Source organism: Nonomuraea sp. NPDC050153, assembly GCF_044460125.1.
GTDB lineage: Bacteria > Actinomycetota > Actinomycetes > Streptosporangiales > Streptosporangiaceae > Nonomuraea.
Genome location: NZ_JBITJQ010000016.1, coordinates 214,219 through 228,322, shown reverse-complemented (window position 1 = coordinate 228,322; position 14,104 = coordinate 214,219). Strand labels below are relative to the sequence as shown.

Below are 14,104 nucleotides of genomic sequence, written 5' to 3'. Positions count from 1 at the left end.
AGCGCACGACGGGCTTCACCCGGGAAGGCTTCCCGGGTGAAGCCGTTGCCGTTCACACCCTCGGTCCCGTCAGCCGGCTGGGCGCGGCATAGGCGGTCGACCACGCGTATTCCGGCGGTCTCGATGTTCTTGCTGCCTCGAACTGTGAACTACGACTGACCAGGCACGGGCAGCCCTTGAATGACGACCTGTTCGAAGGCAGGCGCATCCTGGCCGGTGAGCGTGGCTGCTTTGGTCAAGCCCGGGTCCATCAACTCACTGAGCATCACGCTGGCGAGCAGGGCCAAGGCCGCGGCCGAGCCGTACACCACAAGCATTTTGACGAGCACATTCCTGGCCTTCCGCTGCACCTGAGTGGCCGCTGCTGTCGTCATGCTGTTGGCGAAAGGATCAACTGGAGCGGACCGACAGGCGAAAGCAAGGGCGAGTAGCAAGCCGCCCAGCGAGGCGGATGCCAGTGCACCCTGGGCGGACATCTTCGCCAGCTGGTCGAGGGTGCCGGCCAGCTCTCTGTAAACATTCTCAGTTTTAGCCACCTCATTGGTGAACCGCACCGACTCATCCTCCATCTGCGGCTGCCCCATCTCCTTCCAGTACTGAAGGTCGGCGAGGAGGCTCGTCACTTTCTCCTTCGCCTGCTCGACGTCGTGAGTCACGGCTCGCACGTCGCGAGCCTTATCACGGATGTCCTCCGGGTTGGACAGCATCGTGCCGATGATTGAGGCGCACATATGGCAGACGGACGCGAACACCGGATTGATCGTCGTGCGGGCGCCTGCAACAGCGCTGGCTATTCCCACCACATAAAGAATCCAGCCGTCGTCGTAATGACTCTGCACACCTGCTCCTACTGCGTGTTCTTGGTCTCGGCATCCCTGATCACCTTGGCGCCTTCAATCAGCTGCCCTTGCCAGCGGCTCAACTGGTTCTTGGCATGCTTGAGATAGTCGGCAGCGGTGCTGCGCGCCGAATCGTAGGCGCTGTCGAAGGCCACCCTTCCGACCAGGCCGAAGCCTGGGAAGCCGGGGGCAGCGCCTCTGATCGCGCTTTCCGCCGCCGCCATCTGGTCTCCAGGTGAGCCGGAGTTGCCCTCGAGGGTCGGACCAAGGTCGTTCCCTAGCCTCTCCATGATCGTGGGAGATGCCTCCCGCCAAGCGCCGTCGACGCTCCCACTACTCGCCTTCGAATCCTTGGGGGGCTCCGTGCCGGTCGTGTCCTTGCTTTGGGCGGAGACCGGGGCGCTGGTGCTGGGAGCACCTGAAGCCGCATCCCCCGTAGCCGGAGCACCCGTAGCCGGAGCACCCGTAGCCGGAGCACCCGCGCCAACTGAAGTCGTGCCCGTCCCGGTGGGGACGCTTCCAGTCGGGATCCCGCCACCGCCACCGGACGTCTGTGCGTCGTTTCCTGAACCCTCATCACCCTCGGGTGCGCCGTCAGCTGGGGATTTCGGCGTAGACACCGTGGGGGCAGGCGTCGCGGCGACCGGTCCCGCAGGACTCATGGTCGCAGGAGAACTGTCTGCCGAGTTAAGTGCCGTGGACGGCGTAGAGGGGGGCACCGCCGTGGTCGGCGACCCTGCGGGCTGAGTCGGTGCTGTTGAGGCTTCTCTTGGATCCGGGGATACGGCTGGGCTCGGGCTGGGTTCCGGTGTTCCTCCGTCCGGTGCGACCTTGACTGTATGCTCTCCATCCGGCGAGGCAGGCGTGCTCGAGCTGGTGGATTCAGATGGTTTCGGCGGGGAGGTCTCGGAGCTCACGGAGGGCTCGGCCGCAGAAGTCTCGGAGAGTAAGGCCATCGTCACAGCAGTGTCCTGACTCTGGTCAGCCAGGTTGTCGGCCTCGATGACCGCGGAAGGCCCTCGTGGATCCTGTGACTCGGCGGCGCTGTCATCCGGCCAGTCCTCGCGCCAACTGAAATCCACGTCCCCGTTCCCCGCCTCAACCTCGGCGTCACCGTCGGGTGGTTCCCATACCAGACCATCGATGGCAGGCCCAGGCTCACCGAGCCCAGCCTCGCCGACCGGCTGCCACGCAGAATCTCCGGTTGCCGCTTCCGGAGCAACGAAGCCGGGCTCCCCAAGATCGCTTCCCACGCCATCCTCGGCACCGCTACCAGTGCTCACGTCTGAGTCAGTGCGATCCGGTGAAACAGCAGGGGTCGTCGAACTCACCAAGTCCGCAAGGGCCTCTATCCTCACCTCGACCCCTTCTGCCGTCTTCTGCTCCTCAACCGGCGCCCAGTTGAGAAGGCTGTCTATACTCCCGAATTCAGTCACCTACGCCTCCTGAACCGCGGCGTTCTAAACGATCAAAGAGAGTAGCTTCGTGCACGGTCAGACGTACAGATCGGCTGAACCTTGAGCTCGTGAGTGAGGGCGCCACCCCCCGGCTCTCAAGGCCAGAATCAGGCGGTCCTGGCGCTGCTGTTTCCGGCAGGATGACCACGCTGGTCATGGTCTTAGTTGAGGGTCATGATCTTCATCTCTGCGCGAACGGCGATGGCAGGAATGCGCTGGGACGTCGGGCACCTCTGACGACTCACGGGCTGAGCTCAGGAGTGGAGAGACTGGACGATCATAGCGTTTCGATAAGCCAGATCTCCCCTTTTCGGACTCTGAGTCGTGCCCTGGGAACATCTCCACCTTTCTCCAAGCAACATCCTTGGGCGCCATCCCGCAAAGTTGCGCCACGTTCGTTCAGGCGCGTTGAACGACGGGCATTGTTGGCGCAGAGCGCAGACGTTTTGGGAATGAGCGCCGACTTATCTTCAACGACGGGGCGCTGTGATCGCCGGGGCTGATGGTGGTTAATATGCGATTGGGGAGAGACCGGATTTGCCGGGAGGTGCAGTGCCACCGTACGGGGCGTGCCCAACGCAGATGACCAATGCGGCGGGGTATGCCAGGACATCGCGCAGTACACGTCGAGGGCCTGCGTCGCGGATGTAGGAGATCAAGAATGAGCTGACCACGTAGGGCTGGCGGGGTGGTGCGGCCCGGAGTCCGGCCACGCACCGGGTGGCTGGGACACCGAGTTCAAGGTCGTGATCAAAATTCTGCAGAACATTCATGACGGGCTGCACCGAATCGTCCAGGATTCTATGGATACGGCGCTCGCCGGATGCTCGCCGAGGCACTCAAAGCCGAGGTCGACGCCTACTTCGCTGACGGGCGTAACGAGCCGCAAGAGCTCGACCATCGTCTAGAGACTGCCACTACTCTGCCTGGCTGCCTGTCCAGCGGCGACTTCGTAGAGCCCTGGGCCGATCCTCGGTTCCAGCGCCAGGCTGCCGACATCCGGCCATCACCAAGCTCATCGAGCAATGGAGACGTCACAGAATGCGCGTTCCGACCGAGTGCGAGCCGACAGAGAACGGGTGTGCGCTCCTGCAGATTCGAGGGTCAGGGCGTCTGAGATTTCCTTTTCAGACTCGCCGTGGCACCGGCCGGGTCAGAGATAAGGCGCGGATGAACACGACCCACCGCACAGACACCCATTGCGGCGACCGTGACATCCACGCCCTCCGGGCCCACCAGCTACTCAAGACGGTCGGGTCTTCCTCGTCCAACGCCGCATGTAGCGCGCATGCCGGCCTACCTCAGGCACTTGGTTGTGGCGAGCCCGGCTCTCGGTCCAGCGGTCGGACGCTCGCGCTTCGGTCGTCCGGCAGACAGCCTAAGAGGCGGACAATCGCAGCACGGCCGTTAGCGGCCGTATCTCTCGATCTCGTTCAGGAACGCGGTGTGCGCGTCCGTCAAGTGACGTTCCATCTTCTCGAACACGGCCTTGTCCATTACACTCCCCACTCCAATCTCGGCCATCAGCGCACTGGTCTGCCGCGCGCAATCGTCCTGAGCCGCGTTGACCGCTCGCAACAGCTCTTCCGACAGCTCTGCGCTGGCCAGTCGCATCACGCGCGGATGGAGGTCGATCGAGTCAATGCGGCCCGAGGGATCGGCGTTGACGACAATGCGCCCGTCGGCTCCCGAACCCGTTCCGCGGATGGCCGCTAGCCGTTCCTGGAGTCCGGCGATCCGCTTTATCGTCTGCTCGGCTTCCCGTCCGACCCGCTCCAGTTCTTCGTTGGTGATATCACCAGGATCGAGCACGACACACCCCTTGTCTCAGCTGTAACACCGATCCCTACTGACACAGAACAAATTACTAGATATTCTGCTCCTTGTTAAGCCAGTGTTTCGCAAACGTTAGTTACGCCTGGGAGATCCATGTCGCAGGACATTCACGTGACTTCTGAAACCATCGCTGCCATTCAGAGCAATCTCGCCGAGCGCGTGATTCCCGGCCTGGAACAGTTTAAGAGTTCCGTCGACACCACGCATGTCCCCATGCCCGGCTTCGGGATCCTAGGAATAGTGCTGGGCAACAAATACGACGACATTCGCGGCGATGTCAAGGGGTACGCCGACGACGCCATCCAGACCGTCCGCAACTGGATCGACGCCCTGGAAACGATCAAAAAAGCCTGGCAAGCGGCCGAGTTGAACAGCACCGTCGTCTACCAGTAATCGGATGAATCTGACTCATGACCACCCCCTACATCCCCAGCAGGCTTGTGGCCCAGGCCGCGCTCGCCAACCTCAAGCTTGCCGCCAGATCGGCCCCAGGCCTCCTGGTCGGCATCTCCATCGCCACCACCGCGGTGGCGCACGTCCCCGCTATGGGTGAGGCCAAGACCAACTGGAACTCGTTGGCCAAGGCTCTGGAGGTTGAATATCCGGAGCTCATCGGCAATGCCGTCTTCATCTCCAGAGCCGGCTGGACCGCCAAGGACCGGGAGGAGTTCCTCAACGCCACCAGTGTTTTCAAAGGTGATCTACAGAAGCTCAGCGGCCTCTGCTACAACATGGAGAGCCAGGTCGACTCGGTGCGCAACGCCTACATCGCCTACTGGGCGCAGATCGGGCTTCTGGCTGGCACCGTGCTCGGCTATATCGCCATCTGCATGGCCATGAAGCGAACGGCCGCCTTTGCGGTATCGGGTCAGATGTGGCTCGAACGGCTCGTCGCGCTGACAAACAAGATGATCGCCCGGGCGACCAAGTTTCTGTACGGGTTCCTCGCAGTGGCGGGCACCACGATGGCAGTCGGTGCGTATTCGCTGGGTCAGCTTTTCACGATCCAACCGAGCGGAGGCGCCGCCATCAACTTCGAACGTGCCGTGATCAAAACCGACCCGCCACCCACCTACGTCGCCCCCAAGCGCGACGAGGCTGCCCCGCCCGCAACCCCTGAATCTACCTAGATCACGGCATATCTCGACCGTGATCCCCTGGGCGCCTGGTGGGGCGGCCGCCCTGGCGAGACCGCGCATCAGGCACCTGGCCCAACTTGGACCGACCACAAACAGCACTCGTTGAGCGGCGAAGTCGTGGAGACTTCCGTATCGCTGCCGACGACTTCAACCGCTGGAGTCCACGCCGCGTACGGAATGGAAAGAGTCACTTCTCATCAACCCTTCGGTGCCCGACGCCTTTCAGTCGAAGTGGTCGGTGTGGAGACGACCTTTCCCTGATGCGACTCATAACTAGAATTCGGTGTCCGACCTGCCGGTTCTCGCGTGGCGTCAGCTGGTCCTGATCCACAGGTCTCGACTATTGCTCGCCATACCGCTTCTCTTCCGACTAACCGATCTGCTCCGAGACGGCGTCGTCTGCGTCGGCGCCCCAGACGTCGTCGTCCTCGAGAAGCCATGTGGTCTTCTCTCTGTCCTCCGATTCCGTGGCACCCGTCCCTGCCCCCGCCATCGGCATCAACGGCATGCCGCTGCCGATCGCAGAGGCCGACCTGGGGTTGAGCGGAGTGATTCCCGGACCGGACATGGCGTTGCCACCGGAACCCGTACCCGGGCCGGTGCCATTGCCGGTGGCGGCGTATGGGTAACTGCCGTTCGGCGTGGTGACGGGGATGCTCGGGTCCCAGCCGGTCGGACGCTGGAAGTCCTCGAGCGTGGTGCGCGCGTCGGACGGTTTCACGCTGCTGGTGTCCGGCATCCCCGCGTTGGTGGTGAGGTCCGGATCAGGGGTACCGGACTTCATATTGACCGGGCTTGGAGTGCTGGAGCTACCGTCGTTCACGTTGCCATCACCGGGCATGCTGCCGGTGGGATAGGCGCTGTCCGGGAAACGGCCATCCGCCCCGGTGCCGGTCGGATCCGCATCACTACCGGTGTAGGTTCCGTTCGAAGAGGTGCCGTCTGGGGACAGGGCGCCGTTCGGCAGGCTGGGCATGTCCGACTTGACGAATGAGGGCGTTCCGGTGTCGTCCACGCCAGGGCCATCAAGATCGCCGCCAGGCGGGTTGATCAGGTTTGGATCGATCTGGTAATCGTCTGAATCCGGGTCGATCTTCAAGTCTGGGCCGGCAGGCGTGGGAAGCTGGAGGTCAGGAACGACTTTATGCACGTAAGTGGGCAACTGTTCGTAGATTTCGAGCAGGTCATTGTTGAGCAGTCGCAGATGCTGGCCCGCGAGTTCGTTCTGCGAGCCCCACTCATATCCCCCGTTCATCGTCCGATACAAACCGGGGAGGTCGTCGTCCCAAGTCATCCAGTTGTCGACGCTCCATGATCCGTTCTTGTCCTGGATGAAGTCCTGGTGCTGCTGTAACCGCTTGCCGAGCGCCTGCAACGGCAGGCCCACTGCCTTGAACTTCGCCGCCAGTTCGCGGATGGTGGCGTGCAGAGTGCGCAAGGACTGCTGCGATTCGACCGACGAGGTTCCTTCCCAGATCTGAGCCATCACAGCCGCTTGCGACACCAGGGTGTCTTGCAGCGCTGTGAGCTTGGCCGCGGCGGCCAGGTAGGACTCTGCCGTGCTCGCGATGGCCTCCGGGTCAAGCCTCGTGAAGAGACGCGTGATCTCTGCAACGCTTCGGCCGTCGTCGTTGACGGAGAACGGCACGTTTCCGTAGGGGCGAAGCTCATGGTCGCTCGTCAGGTTCTCAGCCATCTCATCTCTCGTTCGCCGTGTTGGCCTGCTTGTAGCTCTCCGCGCTCGCAGCGATCAGTTTGACGGCGATCGCGAGTTTTTCGTTGACCTCGCTGTAGACCGTGGTCAACCCTTCGTGGCTCTTCTTCAGTGCCGCCACGAAGCTCACGCCACCGTCCCACTCGCCTACCTTCTCGATCGCACGGGCGAACGTCTTCAGCACCTCGGCTTGAAATTTCACATCCGGAAGTGAGCCTTCCATGCTTACGCCATCGCCGGACACCTCGGACAGCGCCTTCTCAAGCATGATGACGACGTCGTCGAATTTTGTGTCGTCGTACTCGACGACATCTCTGTCCGCGACAAGTCCGGGCCAGTTCGGCTCCAGCTCCCAACTGTCTCCTGCTGCTGCCATAATATCCTCCTACGCGCAGCTGATTACCTCATCCTACTCCGCTTTCATTTTTGTGTAGAAGTGTGACAATCACCTCTACCAATGCTCTGCACAACGTGCGTACCATAGGTTGGCGTGCAGACCCGCAAAGATCTCTACCAGGCCCATAAATTCTTGACCCAGCGCCTGGGATTGGCGCTGCTCCAGGGTGAGCCCGACCTTCCCGAGTCGCCCATGCGCCGATATAACGTGGCGACGTTCTCCGGCATTCTCCTCCTGGTGTTGATAACTGCCGGGTTCGGAATTTGGGGCATGCTCCAGCCCGGCGGAGCCACCAAACTCAAAGAGGCGGGCCAGTTACTCATCGAGGAAGAGACCGGCGCCTCTTACATCTACAACCAGGGTGACGGCAAGCTGCAGCCCGTGGCGAACTACGTCTCCGCCAGGCTTGTGCTGGACAGCCAGGAGATCAACGTCCGCATGGTGTCGGCCAAGTCGCTGGCCGGCCTGGCCAGGGGGCAGAAGATCGGCATCTCCGGCGCGCCCGACTCGCTGCCCGGACCGGAGAAGATGATCAAATCGCCCTGGACGGTCTGCGTCGTCGAGCAGACGGACGCGACCGGGATGCGCCGGTCGCGCGTCACGCTGCTGGGCGGGATCAACGTCGGCGGAGCATCCGTGGGCGGTGACGCGCTGGTCGTCAATGACGGGCAGCAGAACTGGGTGCTGTGGAACAACCACCGCATGCTCGTCAAGAACCTGCGCCGGCTCACTGACCAGGTGCCGCGCAAGGTGCCGGCCTCCTGGGTGAACGCCATTCCCGCCGGGCCCGACTTCGCCGCGCCCACGGTTTCGCAGCGCGGCAAGCGGGTGACGGGCCCCGGCGGTTTCCCCGCGCGGGTCGGACAAGTCTTCACAATCGCCTCCATTCCCGGCACTCCGGATCGCTGGTACGTCCTGCTCGCCGATGGTCTCGCGCCCATCAGCCATACACAGGCGTCGCTCCTCTTGCAGGACCCGGACAGCAAAATCGCTTATGGCAAGGGGCAGGTGCGCCAGATCGCCATCGACGCGGCCACGGTCAACGCCGCCAAGATCTCCGATCACCGCGTTCTGGGGGGCGGGCTGCCGGCCACCATGCCGCGGTTCCGTGCGCCGGAGGCGTCCACGCCCCTGTGCGCGGTGTACGCCGACACGGTCAAGGGCTCCGTCCGGGCGCAACTGACAACCGGCGCGACGATGACCATCCCCAAGCCGTCGAACAGCGGCGGCCCCGACCACGTCGACCAGGTGCTGCTGCCCCAGGGTGGTGCGGCGCTGGCCGGCCAGCTCCCCGGAGAAGGACAGACGGGCGGGATCAACGAGTACTCCCTCATCACCGACCAGGGCATGCGGTTCCGGCTCGCGTCCGCCGATGTCGTGGAGAAGCTCGGCTATGACGCCACTCACGTGGCACCGGTACCCGCGCACCTGCTACGGCTTATTCCAGAGGGCCCATTGCTGGACCCGGTCTCGGCACGGATGCCCGTCACGGAGGTGACCGTCAACCGCATCACCCGGCGGTGAGCCATCAGCCCTGCCCAGGCAGGGCGATGCCGCCGCTTTGGAGGTCGAGCTGAGGCTTGGCGAGCTTGCCGGATTCCTCAACGTACTCGAGGGCGGCGCTGTCGAACTCCGGCGAGGCACCGGGCTTCAGCGCGCTGAGCTCACTCGGTATCGCCTTCACCGTGGGAAATGCCTGCCCGGTGTTCTCTGTGTGTTCGATGACCTGGAATAGCAAATACGTCAGAGCGCCGATCGCGATGCCGTGCTTGAGCAGTAGACTCTTGCCCGTTCCAACGGCCGCCTTGGCAGTCTTGATTTCATCCAGGCGAGCTTTGAAGTAGGCCACTGGATTGGTGCTGCATATCAGCAGCTTAATTGCATAAGCCATCATTAATGCAGCGATGCCCACGCATATACGCGCACCCTGGTAGTATAGCTTTGCACTCTGATCCACAGCCTCACCTGTGCTGTTTCGGGCTGATTCGAGCACTTTCAGCGAATCAAGAAATTTTTGGTGGGCTTGATCGAACTGATCGAATGCTGCACCATCCCAGGCGGCCTTGTCCTTGTTCTGGAGCGATGCCTTGATAACGGCCAGATCGGTTTGAAGTAAGAACAGCTCGTAAGCCTGCCCGCCGTTGTCGGTCGTGCGCCATGTTTTGGCGGACGCGGACATCTGCCCAGGGTCGGAGATCATGAGGCCGATCATGGCAGTCACATAGGCCGCCCACGGCCGCAAAATTATTCCCGAGGCGATCGCCGCTGAGGCTGCTGCCGCGCTGTAGAGGGTTTTGCCCTCCTCGTAGCTCACGTACTGCTCCTATCCGATGATCTCGGGGGCGATGTCCTCATCGCCGTCCCACACGCTCTCGTCCTCTGACAACAGCGGACTCTGCTCCCGATCGCGTTCGTCGGCCCCAGTGCCGGCGCCGGTCATCGGCATCATCGGCATCATCGGCATACTGTTGCCCATGGTGCCGGAAGCGCTCATGCCTGACGGTCTTAGGCCCGCACCGTTGCCAGAGCCCACCCCCACCGCACCATTGCCGATGGGTGAGCCCAGTGTGGATCCCGGGCGGGTACTCGGATCGATCAGGCTCGGATTCGGCACTCCGCTCAACTGAGTCCCGGGATCGAACGGTGAAAGGTCAGTCTTGTCTTGCCTGGGGTTGAGCACCGAATCAAGGCCGGGGACCTTCATATTCGGATCATCAACACCGGACGAGCCAGGATTCGGTGGGTCCAGATCAGAAGATTGATTTCCAGGCAGGCTCCCACTCGGCGTTTCACCAGGGAGAACATCCGTGCCGGACGTATCGGCGCCTGGAGTGTTCGTGCCCGGCAGTTCGGCACCTGAATTATCCGTACCAGGCAGATCCCCCTCCCCGAGATCCATCTCGGGCGAATCAGCACTGGGCAGACCGGCATCGGTCGAGTCCATGTCCGGCACGGCTGGCATCTCTCCGGTTGGCAGTCCGCCAAGACCAGGATCTCCGGAGGGCGGGGGAGTTTGCCCATTGCCCGTGCCAGGCGGTGTTTCAGCCGCTCTATAGTTGGCGTCGGCCGCTTTCAGCGCGGTCTTCCAGCTTTCCAGTGCCTTCTTCCCCTGGTTCAGGGCGGCTACCTGGCGCTCAATCGCCTTGTCATGGGCTCGGGTCACCCCTAAGCCGATCACTCCAAAGCTAGGGAACGGAACACCTAGATCACCAGACTTGGCCTGCAACGAATCGAAGAGCGACATAGGACTGTCGATGTCGCGACTGACCGCGTCCAGCCCCCCTTCCTTGAAGGAAAGGCTGGACGAGGGTTGCGATTCTTGAGGGGTTATCGGCAAACCACCGTAAACTGCATATGGCTGCTGACCCGTACCGACGGGCTGCTGACCGGCGTTGGTGGGCTGCTGGTCGTTCATCCGATGACCGGGTCCGTCACGTCCTGGCTACTGCCGTTCCAGAACGACTTGTCCTCCGGCATATAGGTCCTGCGCTCCATGTCGCCACCGACCTGATCCCCCATCGCACCGCCTGCTCCCATCAGCGGCATGTACGGCATGCTCGACGTGCCTGCCGCGTTTCCGCCCCGCAGCGATGCGAGGGCCCCGGCGGGCGTGTAAGAACCGTTCGGGCTGATCGATGTCGGAGCTCTTGGAGCGGTCACAGTCGGTGTCGGGGCTGACGTTGGGGTCGCCGTGCTTGCCGGGGTCTCGCCGATCGTGGCCGGCACGACAGCCGACGGAGGTTGATATGCCGAGGTCTCAGTCTGGGTGGAATCGAGATCCGTATTGGCATCGTCGTAGGGGGCTCGGTCCCCGGCACCGATCACCGGGGCAGTGGTTTCGTCGTCCGTATTCGCCTCAAGGCTCCGGTCCCGATCGGCGGCCTGGCCATCGGGTTGTTCCGGTGTGGCGGGTCGGCCTTCACCGCCTTGCTCCTCTCGAGCATCGCCTTGATCTTTGTCACTGTGCTGTTCCTGGGCCGGCTGGACCTCCGGTCGGCTTGACGGCGGGGAGCCACCATCCGGCTTGCCCCCCGTAGTGCCGCCTGTAGAACCTTCGTTTCGGCTGCCCGCGTCGCCGGCGCCGTTGGTCTCTGCGGCGTTCCCGCCATCCCCGCCGGTGGAAGGGGTGCCGGACGAGGCCCCCTCGGTCCCGTTTCTGTTCTGATGGACGACACTGGTCGAGGCGCCGGATACCGACGGACTTGCCACCGCCGGCAGCTCATAGGTGACGCTGGACGGCAGCGAGGTGATCTGCAGATCCCGGATCTTCTCGTTGAGCCTCTTCAGGGCCTCCTGCGCCATGGCGTCCTCAACGAGGGTGACTTCATTGCCGTTCCAGCTGATCCCCCTGTAGTACTGCTCGTTGAATCGGATGAGTTCCTGGACCCTCGCATCGTTCCTGTCCACCTTGATGCCGTCGACCTCGGCGATCGCCGTGGGAATGTACCCGGCGTAGCGCTGAAGGCTCCAACCTGTGTCGGCGAACTTCAGCGCCAGTTCGCGGCCGGTCGCGTACATCAGCGCCAGTGCCACTCGCGCTTTGTCGGCATCCGGCCCCTGCCAAATAGTGAGGATCTTGCCTGCGTGAGTCATGATCCCGACGGTGGCATGGACGAGAGCATTGGCCAGGATGTCGTACGCGGATGCGGCCTTCATGATCTGATCGTTCTGGGCCGTCCCGAGAAGCCAGCGGATCATGTCCTTCGGATGGGGCTCCGTCTCACCGGTAGGGCCCTGGCCCGCCCAGATGGTCAGGGTTTTGCGCTCCGAGCCGCTGTTGGCCATGGTCAGGCACCCTCGTTTCGCATGTCCGCCTCGGCGTGGTTGCCCGCGCTCGCTTCGACGGCTGCGATCACGCTCTTGTACGCCTGGATGAACTCCGCGTAGACCTGTCCGAGCTGCCGCCCCGCGCTGTCGCCTGCGGCCGCGCCGAAGGTCTTGGCGTCGGTCCACTGGCCGAACGGGATGGCGCCGACGTGGATGTCGGCGATGGCCGATCCATTGCCGCCCGCCTTCTCGACGGCCTCGATGTTCTTCGCCAGTTCCTCGGCGATCACTCGCATCGTGGAGGGCTCGTGAACCCTTCCATCGCTTTTGAGCAGGTCAGCCGTGTACGGATCGATGTGGAGAGGATCGACTTGCGGGTCGAGCTCCGGCGTATCCATCACTTACCCCTGCAGTCACGAGCTCTCGATCACCGCGCCGCCGCAGTGACCGAGAGCGAAGGCGTGGATGATGACGGTCAGTCCGACCAGATGGCGATGTTGTGCTTCTCTGCGAGCTCGTAGTTGCCCTTGGCGATGTTCACGGCCTTGGCAGCCTCGAACAACTGCAGGCCCATCGCCTGCTCGTGGGCGTTCCACTGGTTCTTCTTCGTGTTGAAGAACTGCTCGGCGTCGCCCTCCCAGCTCGCACCGAGCTCCTTCCTGATGTCGACCAACAGATCGTCGGTGGCCCTGTCCAGCTCGGTGACGATCTTCTGGAGCTGATCGTAGGCCTGCTCCATGCTGCCGAACCTTACGAATGTGTGATCATCGGGAACGGTCACTGCGATCTCCGTTACGTCGGTCGGCTAGTTACTGTTGATCACTGAATCGATCCGGCCCGCGTAGCCGTCCCTGGTCAACGACCCCGACAGCTCCATGTTCTGATCCGCTGCGTTGCGGTAGACGCCGGCACCCATGTTCAGCCGGTCATGGATGTCCTCCAGGATCCTGATCACGCCCTTGAACTCGGCGTCCCAGTCATTGAGCGCGCGGCTGAACGCTTCGGCCGCGTTACCCCGCCAGCCCTGCGTGGTCAGATCGCCCTTGATCTCCTGAACCCGCAGACGCATGCCTTCGATGTACTGCGCGGTGTCCTGGCAATAGCCCGCCGCATTGGTCAACTGCGTCGGACTCGCCCCATACAGCGCCACTGAACCTCCCAACAAACCCGGTCTCGCCTAATACAACGGGCAGCCCACACGAGCGGGCACCGCCCCAACAACAATTCGCATGCTAACCACCACCAGACCCGTCCATCACAACCATTCGCCGTGAGAAGGAAGTCTGCGCTCATTCACAACACGTTCTGCACTCTGCGCCAATCGCGCGGCCAGGCCACCGCAACAGGGCGAGATCTCCGAGCGAAAAGCCGGATTTCCCTGAAACGGCTGACAGGGCTTTCTTGAACGACGAAGAGCGTCGGTGGATGCGAGAAGGAATCTGCTGGACTGGGCGGGTCAGCGGATGGCGGCGACCGCTGCGCTGGACCGGTCTCGGTTCACAGCTCCAGCCGCCGCCGGATGCGGTCGAGTTCGCCCATCACATCATCGAATGTCCGGTTATAGGCGGCCTCCGCATCCTTCAGTTGCTTCGCCGCCGCCTCGGGATCGTTGATGTACCGCATCGGGTTGTCCGACTCGCCGAAGGCCGCGGTCATGCCCTCGTTGATCTGGCGCTGCAGGTCGAGGGTGGCGTCCTTCACCGCGGTCTTGATGAGTTCGGCGAGGTCGCCGGAGGCCAGGCGCAAAGCCTTGGGGTGCAGGTAGAGCTCACGGAGCCCCTCCTGGCCGTACTCGACGACGACCAGACCGTGCTCGTCCTGCCCCCGCCCGACGTAGGAGTTCATGTCCTGCTGGAACGCCTCCATCTGCGCGAAGTGCTCGTCCGCCTTCTTGATCAGCTTGTCGATGTCGATGTTCGCGAAGTCACCGAATCCCTGCACGACTCTCACTCCTC

General features: G+C 62.8%; 15 protein-coding genes. 3 read left to right on the top strand and 12 right to left on the bottom strand.

Going from position 1 to position 14,104, the window contains the following annotated elements:
* Nucleotides 1–149: 149 nt before the first annotated feature.
* The 3 genes from ACIBQ1_RS34270 to ACIBQ1_RS34260 all read right to left on the bottom strand — a co-directional run bounded on the left by ACIBQ1_RS34270 (nt 150) and on the right by ACIBQ1_RS34260 (nt 4,108).
* On the bottom strand, nt 150–839 hold the full coding sequence (locus ACIBQ1_RS34270) for a hypothetical protein (protein ID WP_397283451.1): 690 nt from the start codon (nt 837–839) through the stop codon (nt 150–152).
* A gap of 8 nt (nt 840–847) precedes the next feature.
* A complete protein-coding gene (locus ACIBQ1_RS34265; RefSeq protein WP_397283450.1) occupies nt 848–1,063 on the bottom strand; it encodes a hypothetical protein in 216 nt (71 codons plus the stop codon).
* 2,640 nt (nt 1,064–3,703) lie between these two features.
* Nucleotides 3,704–4,108 (bottom strand): YbaB/EbfC family nucleoid-associated protein, encoded by a 405-nt coding sequence (locus tag ACIBQ1_RS34260; protein WP_397283449.1) that lies wholly within the window; start codon nt 4,106–4,108, stop codon nt 3,704–3,706.
* Nucleotides 4,109–4,225: 117 nt separating this feature from the next.
* On the opposite strand from ACIBQ1_RS34260, the gene ACIBQ1_RS34255 reads away from it, so the two are divergent.
* Together ACIBQ1_RS34255 and ACIBQ1_RS34250 are read left to right on the top strand one after the other, a co-directional pair.
* Entirely contained in the window at nt 4,226–4,525 is a 300-nt protein-coding gene (locus ACIBQ1_RS34255; protein WP_397283448.1) for a hypothetical protein, read from the top strand.
* A 17-nt stretch (nt 4,526–4,542) separates the two neighbouring features.
* Nucleotides 4,543–5,262 carry a hypothetical protein gene (locus ACIBQ1_RS34250; protein WP_397283447.1) on the top strand — a complete coding sequence of 240 codons (720 nt, stop codon included), beginning with the start codon at nt 4,543–4,545 and terminating at the stop codon, nt 5,260–5,262.
* Nucleotides 5,263–5,641: 379 nt separating this feature from the next.
* On the opposite strand, the gene ACIBQ1_RS34245 is transcribed toward ACIBQ1_RS34250, so the two are convergent.
* Entirely contained in the window at nt 5,642–6,967 is a 1,326-nt protein-coding gene (locus ACIBQ1_RS34245) for a WXG100 family type VII secretion target (RefSeq protein WP_397283446.1), read from the bottom strand.
* A 1-nt stretch (nt 6,968) separates the two neighbouring features.
* Nucleotides 6,969–7,361 carry a hypothetical protein gene (locus tag ACIBQ1_RS34240; RefSeq protein ID WP_397283445.1) on the bottom strand — a complete coding sequence of 131 codons (393 nt, stop codon included), beginning with the start codon at nt 7,359–7,361 and terminating at the stop codon, nt 6,969–6,971.
* Between the two features lie 114 nt (nt 7,362–7,475).
* On the opposite strand from ACIBQ1_RS34240, the gene eccB reads away from it, so the two are divergent.
* On the top strand, nt 7,476–8,906 hold the full coding sequence (gene eccB, locus ACIBQ1_RS34235; RefSeq protein ID WP_397283444.1) for a type VII secretion protein EccB: 1,431 nt from the start codon (nt 7,476–7,478) through the stop codon (nt 8,904–8,906).
* 4 nt (nt 8,907–8,910) lie between these two features.
* Here the strand turns inward: eccB and ACIBQ1_RS34230 are convergent, their stop codons facing one another.
* The 7 genes from ACIBQ1_RS34230 to ACIBQ1_RS34200 form a co-directional block, all read right to left on the bottom strand.
* The gene (locus ACIBQ1_RS34230; protein ID WP_397283443.1) at nt 8,911–9,696 is read right to left on the bottom strand and encodes a WXG100 family type VII secretion target; all 786 of its coding nucleotides are present in this window, start codon (nt 9,694–9,696) and stop codon (nt 8,911–8,913) included.
* Between the two features lie 9 nt (nt 9,697–9,705).
* Entirely contained in the window at nt 9,706–10,797 is a 1,092-nt protein-coding gene (locus ACIBQ1_RS34225; RefSeq protein ID WP_397283442.1) for a hypothetical protein, read from the bottom strand.
* A complete protein-coding gene (locus tag ACIBQ1_RS34220; protein WP_397283441.1) occupies nt 10,794–12,167 on the bottom strand; it encodes a hypothetical protein in 1,374 nt (457 codons plus the stop codon). The genes ACIBQ1_RS34225 and ACIBQ1_RS34220 overlap by 4 nt, the downstream gene beginning before the upstream one ends.
* A gap of 2 nt (nt 12,168–12,169) precedes the next feature.
* A complete protein-coding gene (locus tag ACIBQ1_RS34215; protein WP_397283440.1) occupies nt 12,170–12,445 on the bottom strand; it encodes a hypothetical protein in 276 nt (91 codons plus the stop codon).
* A 179-nt stretch (nt 12,446–12,624) separates the two neighbouring features.
* Nucleotides 12,625–12,888, bottom strand: coding sequence for a WXG100 family type VII secretion target (locus tag ACIBQ1_RS34210; RefSeq protein WP_397283439.1), 264 nt, complete (start codon nt 12,886–12,888; stop codon nt 12,625–12,627).
* 66 nt (nt 12,889–12,954) lie between these two features.
* Nucleotides 12,955–13,299, bottom strand: coding sequence for a WXG100 family type VII secretion target (locus tag ACIBQ1_RS34205; protein WP_397283438.1), 345 nt, complete (start codon nt 13,297–13,299; stop codon nt 12,955–12,957).
* Nucleotides 13,300–13,646: 347 nt separating this feature from the next.
* A complete protein-coding gene (locus tag ACIBQ1_RS34200) occupies nt 13,647–14,090 on the bottom strand; it encodes a YbaB/EbfC family nucleoid-associated protein (RefSeq protein WP_397283437.1) in 444 nt (147 codons plus the stop codon).
* Nucleotides 14,091–14,104: the final 14 nt, after the last annotated feature.

Bases quoted from the DNA above. Each gene is read 5' to 3' on its own strand.
- ACIBQ1_RS34210 (WP_397283439.1), bottom strand. From the start codon at position 12,888: ATGGAGCAGGCCTACGATCAGCTCCAGAAGATCGTCACCGAGCTGGAC.
- ACIBQ1_RS34220 (WP_397283441.1), bottom strand. From the start codon at position 12,167: ATGGCCAACAGCGGCTCGGAGCGCAAAACCCTGACCATCTGGGCGGGC.
- ACIBQ1_RS34225 (WP_397283442.1), bottom strand. From the start codon at position 10,797: ATGAACGACCAGCAGCCCACCAACGCCGGTCAGCAGCCCGTCGGTACG.
- ACIBQ1_RS34245 (WP_397283446.1), bottom strand. From the start codon at position 6,967: ATGGCTGAGAACCTGACGAGCGACCATGAGCTTCGCCCCTACGGAAAC.
- ACIBQ1_RS34255 (WP_397283448.1), top strand. From the start codon at position 4,226: ATGTCGCAGGACATTCACGTGACTTCTGAAACCATCGCTGCCATTCAG.
- ACIBQ1_RS34250 (WP_397283447.1), top strand. From the start codon at position 4,543: ATGACCACCCCCTACATCCCCAGCAGGCTTGTGGCCCAGGCCGCGCTC.
- ACIBQ1_RS34240 (WP_397283445.1), bottom strand. From the start codon at position 7,361: ATGGCAGCAGCAGGAGACAGTTGGGAGCTGGAGCCGAACTGGCCCGGA.
- ACIBQ1_RS34215 (WP_397283440.1), bottom strand. From the start codon at position 12,445: ATGCGAGTGATCGCCGAGGAACTGGCGAAGAACATCGAGGCCGTCGAG.
- ACIBQ1_RS34265 (WP_397283450.1), bottom strand. From the start codon at position 1,063: ATGGCGGCGGCGGAAAGCGCGATCAGAGGCGCTGCCCCCGGCTTCCCA.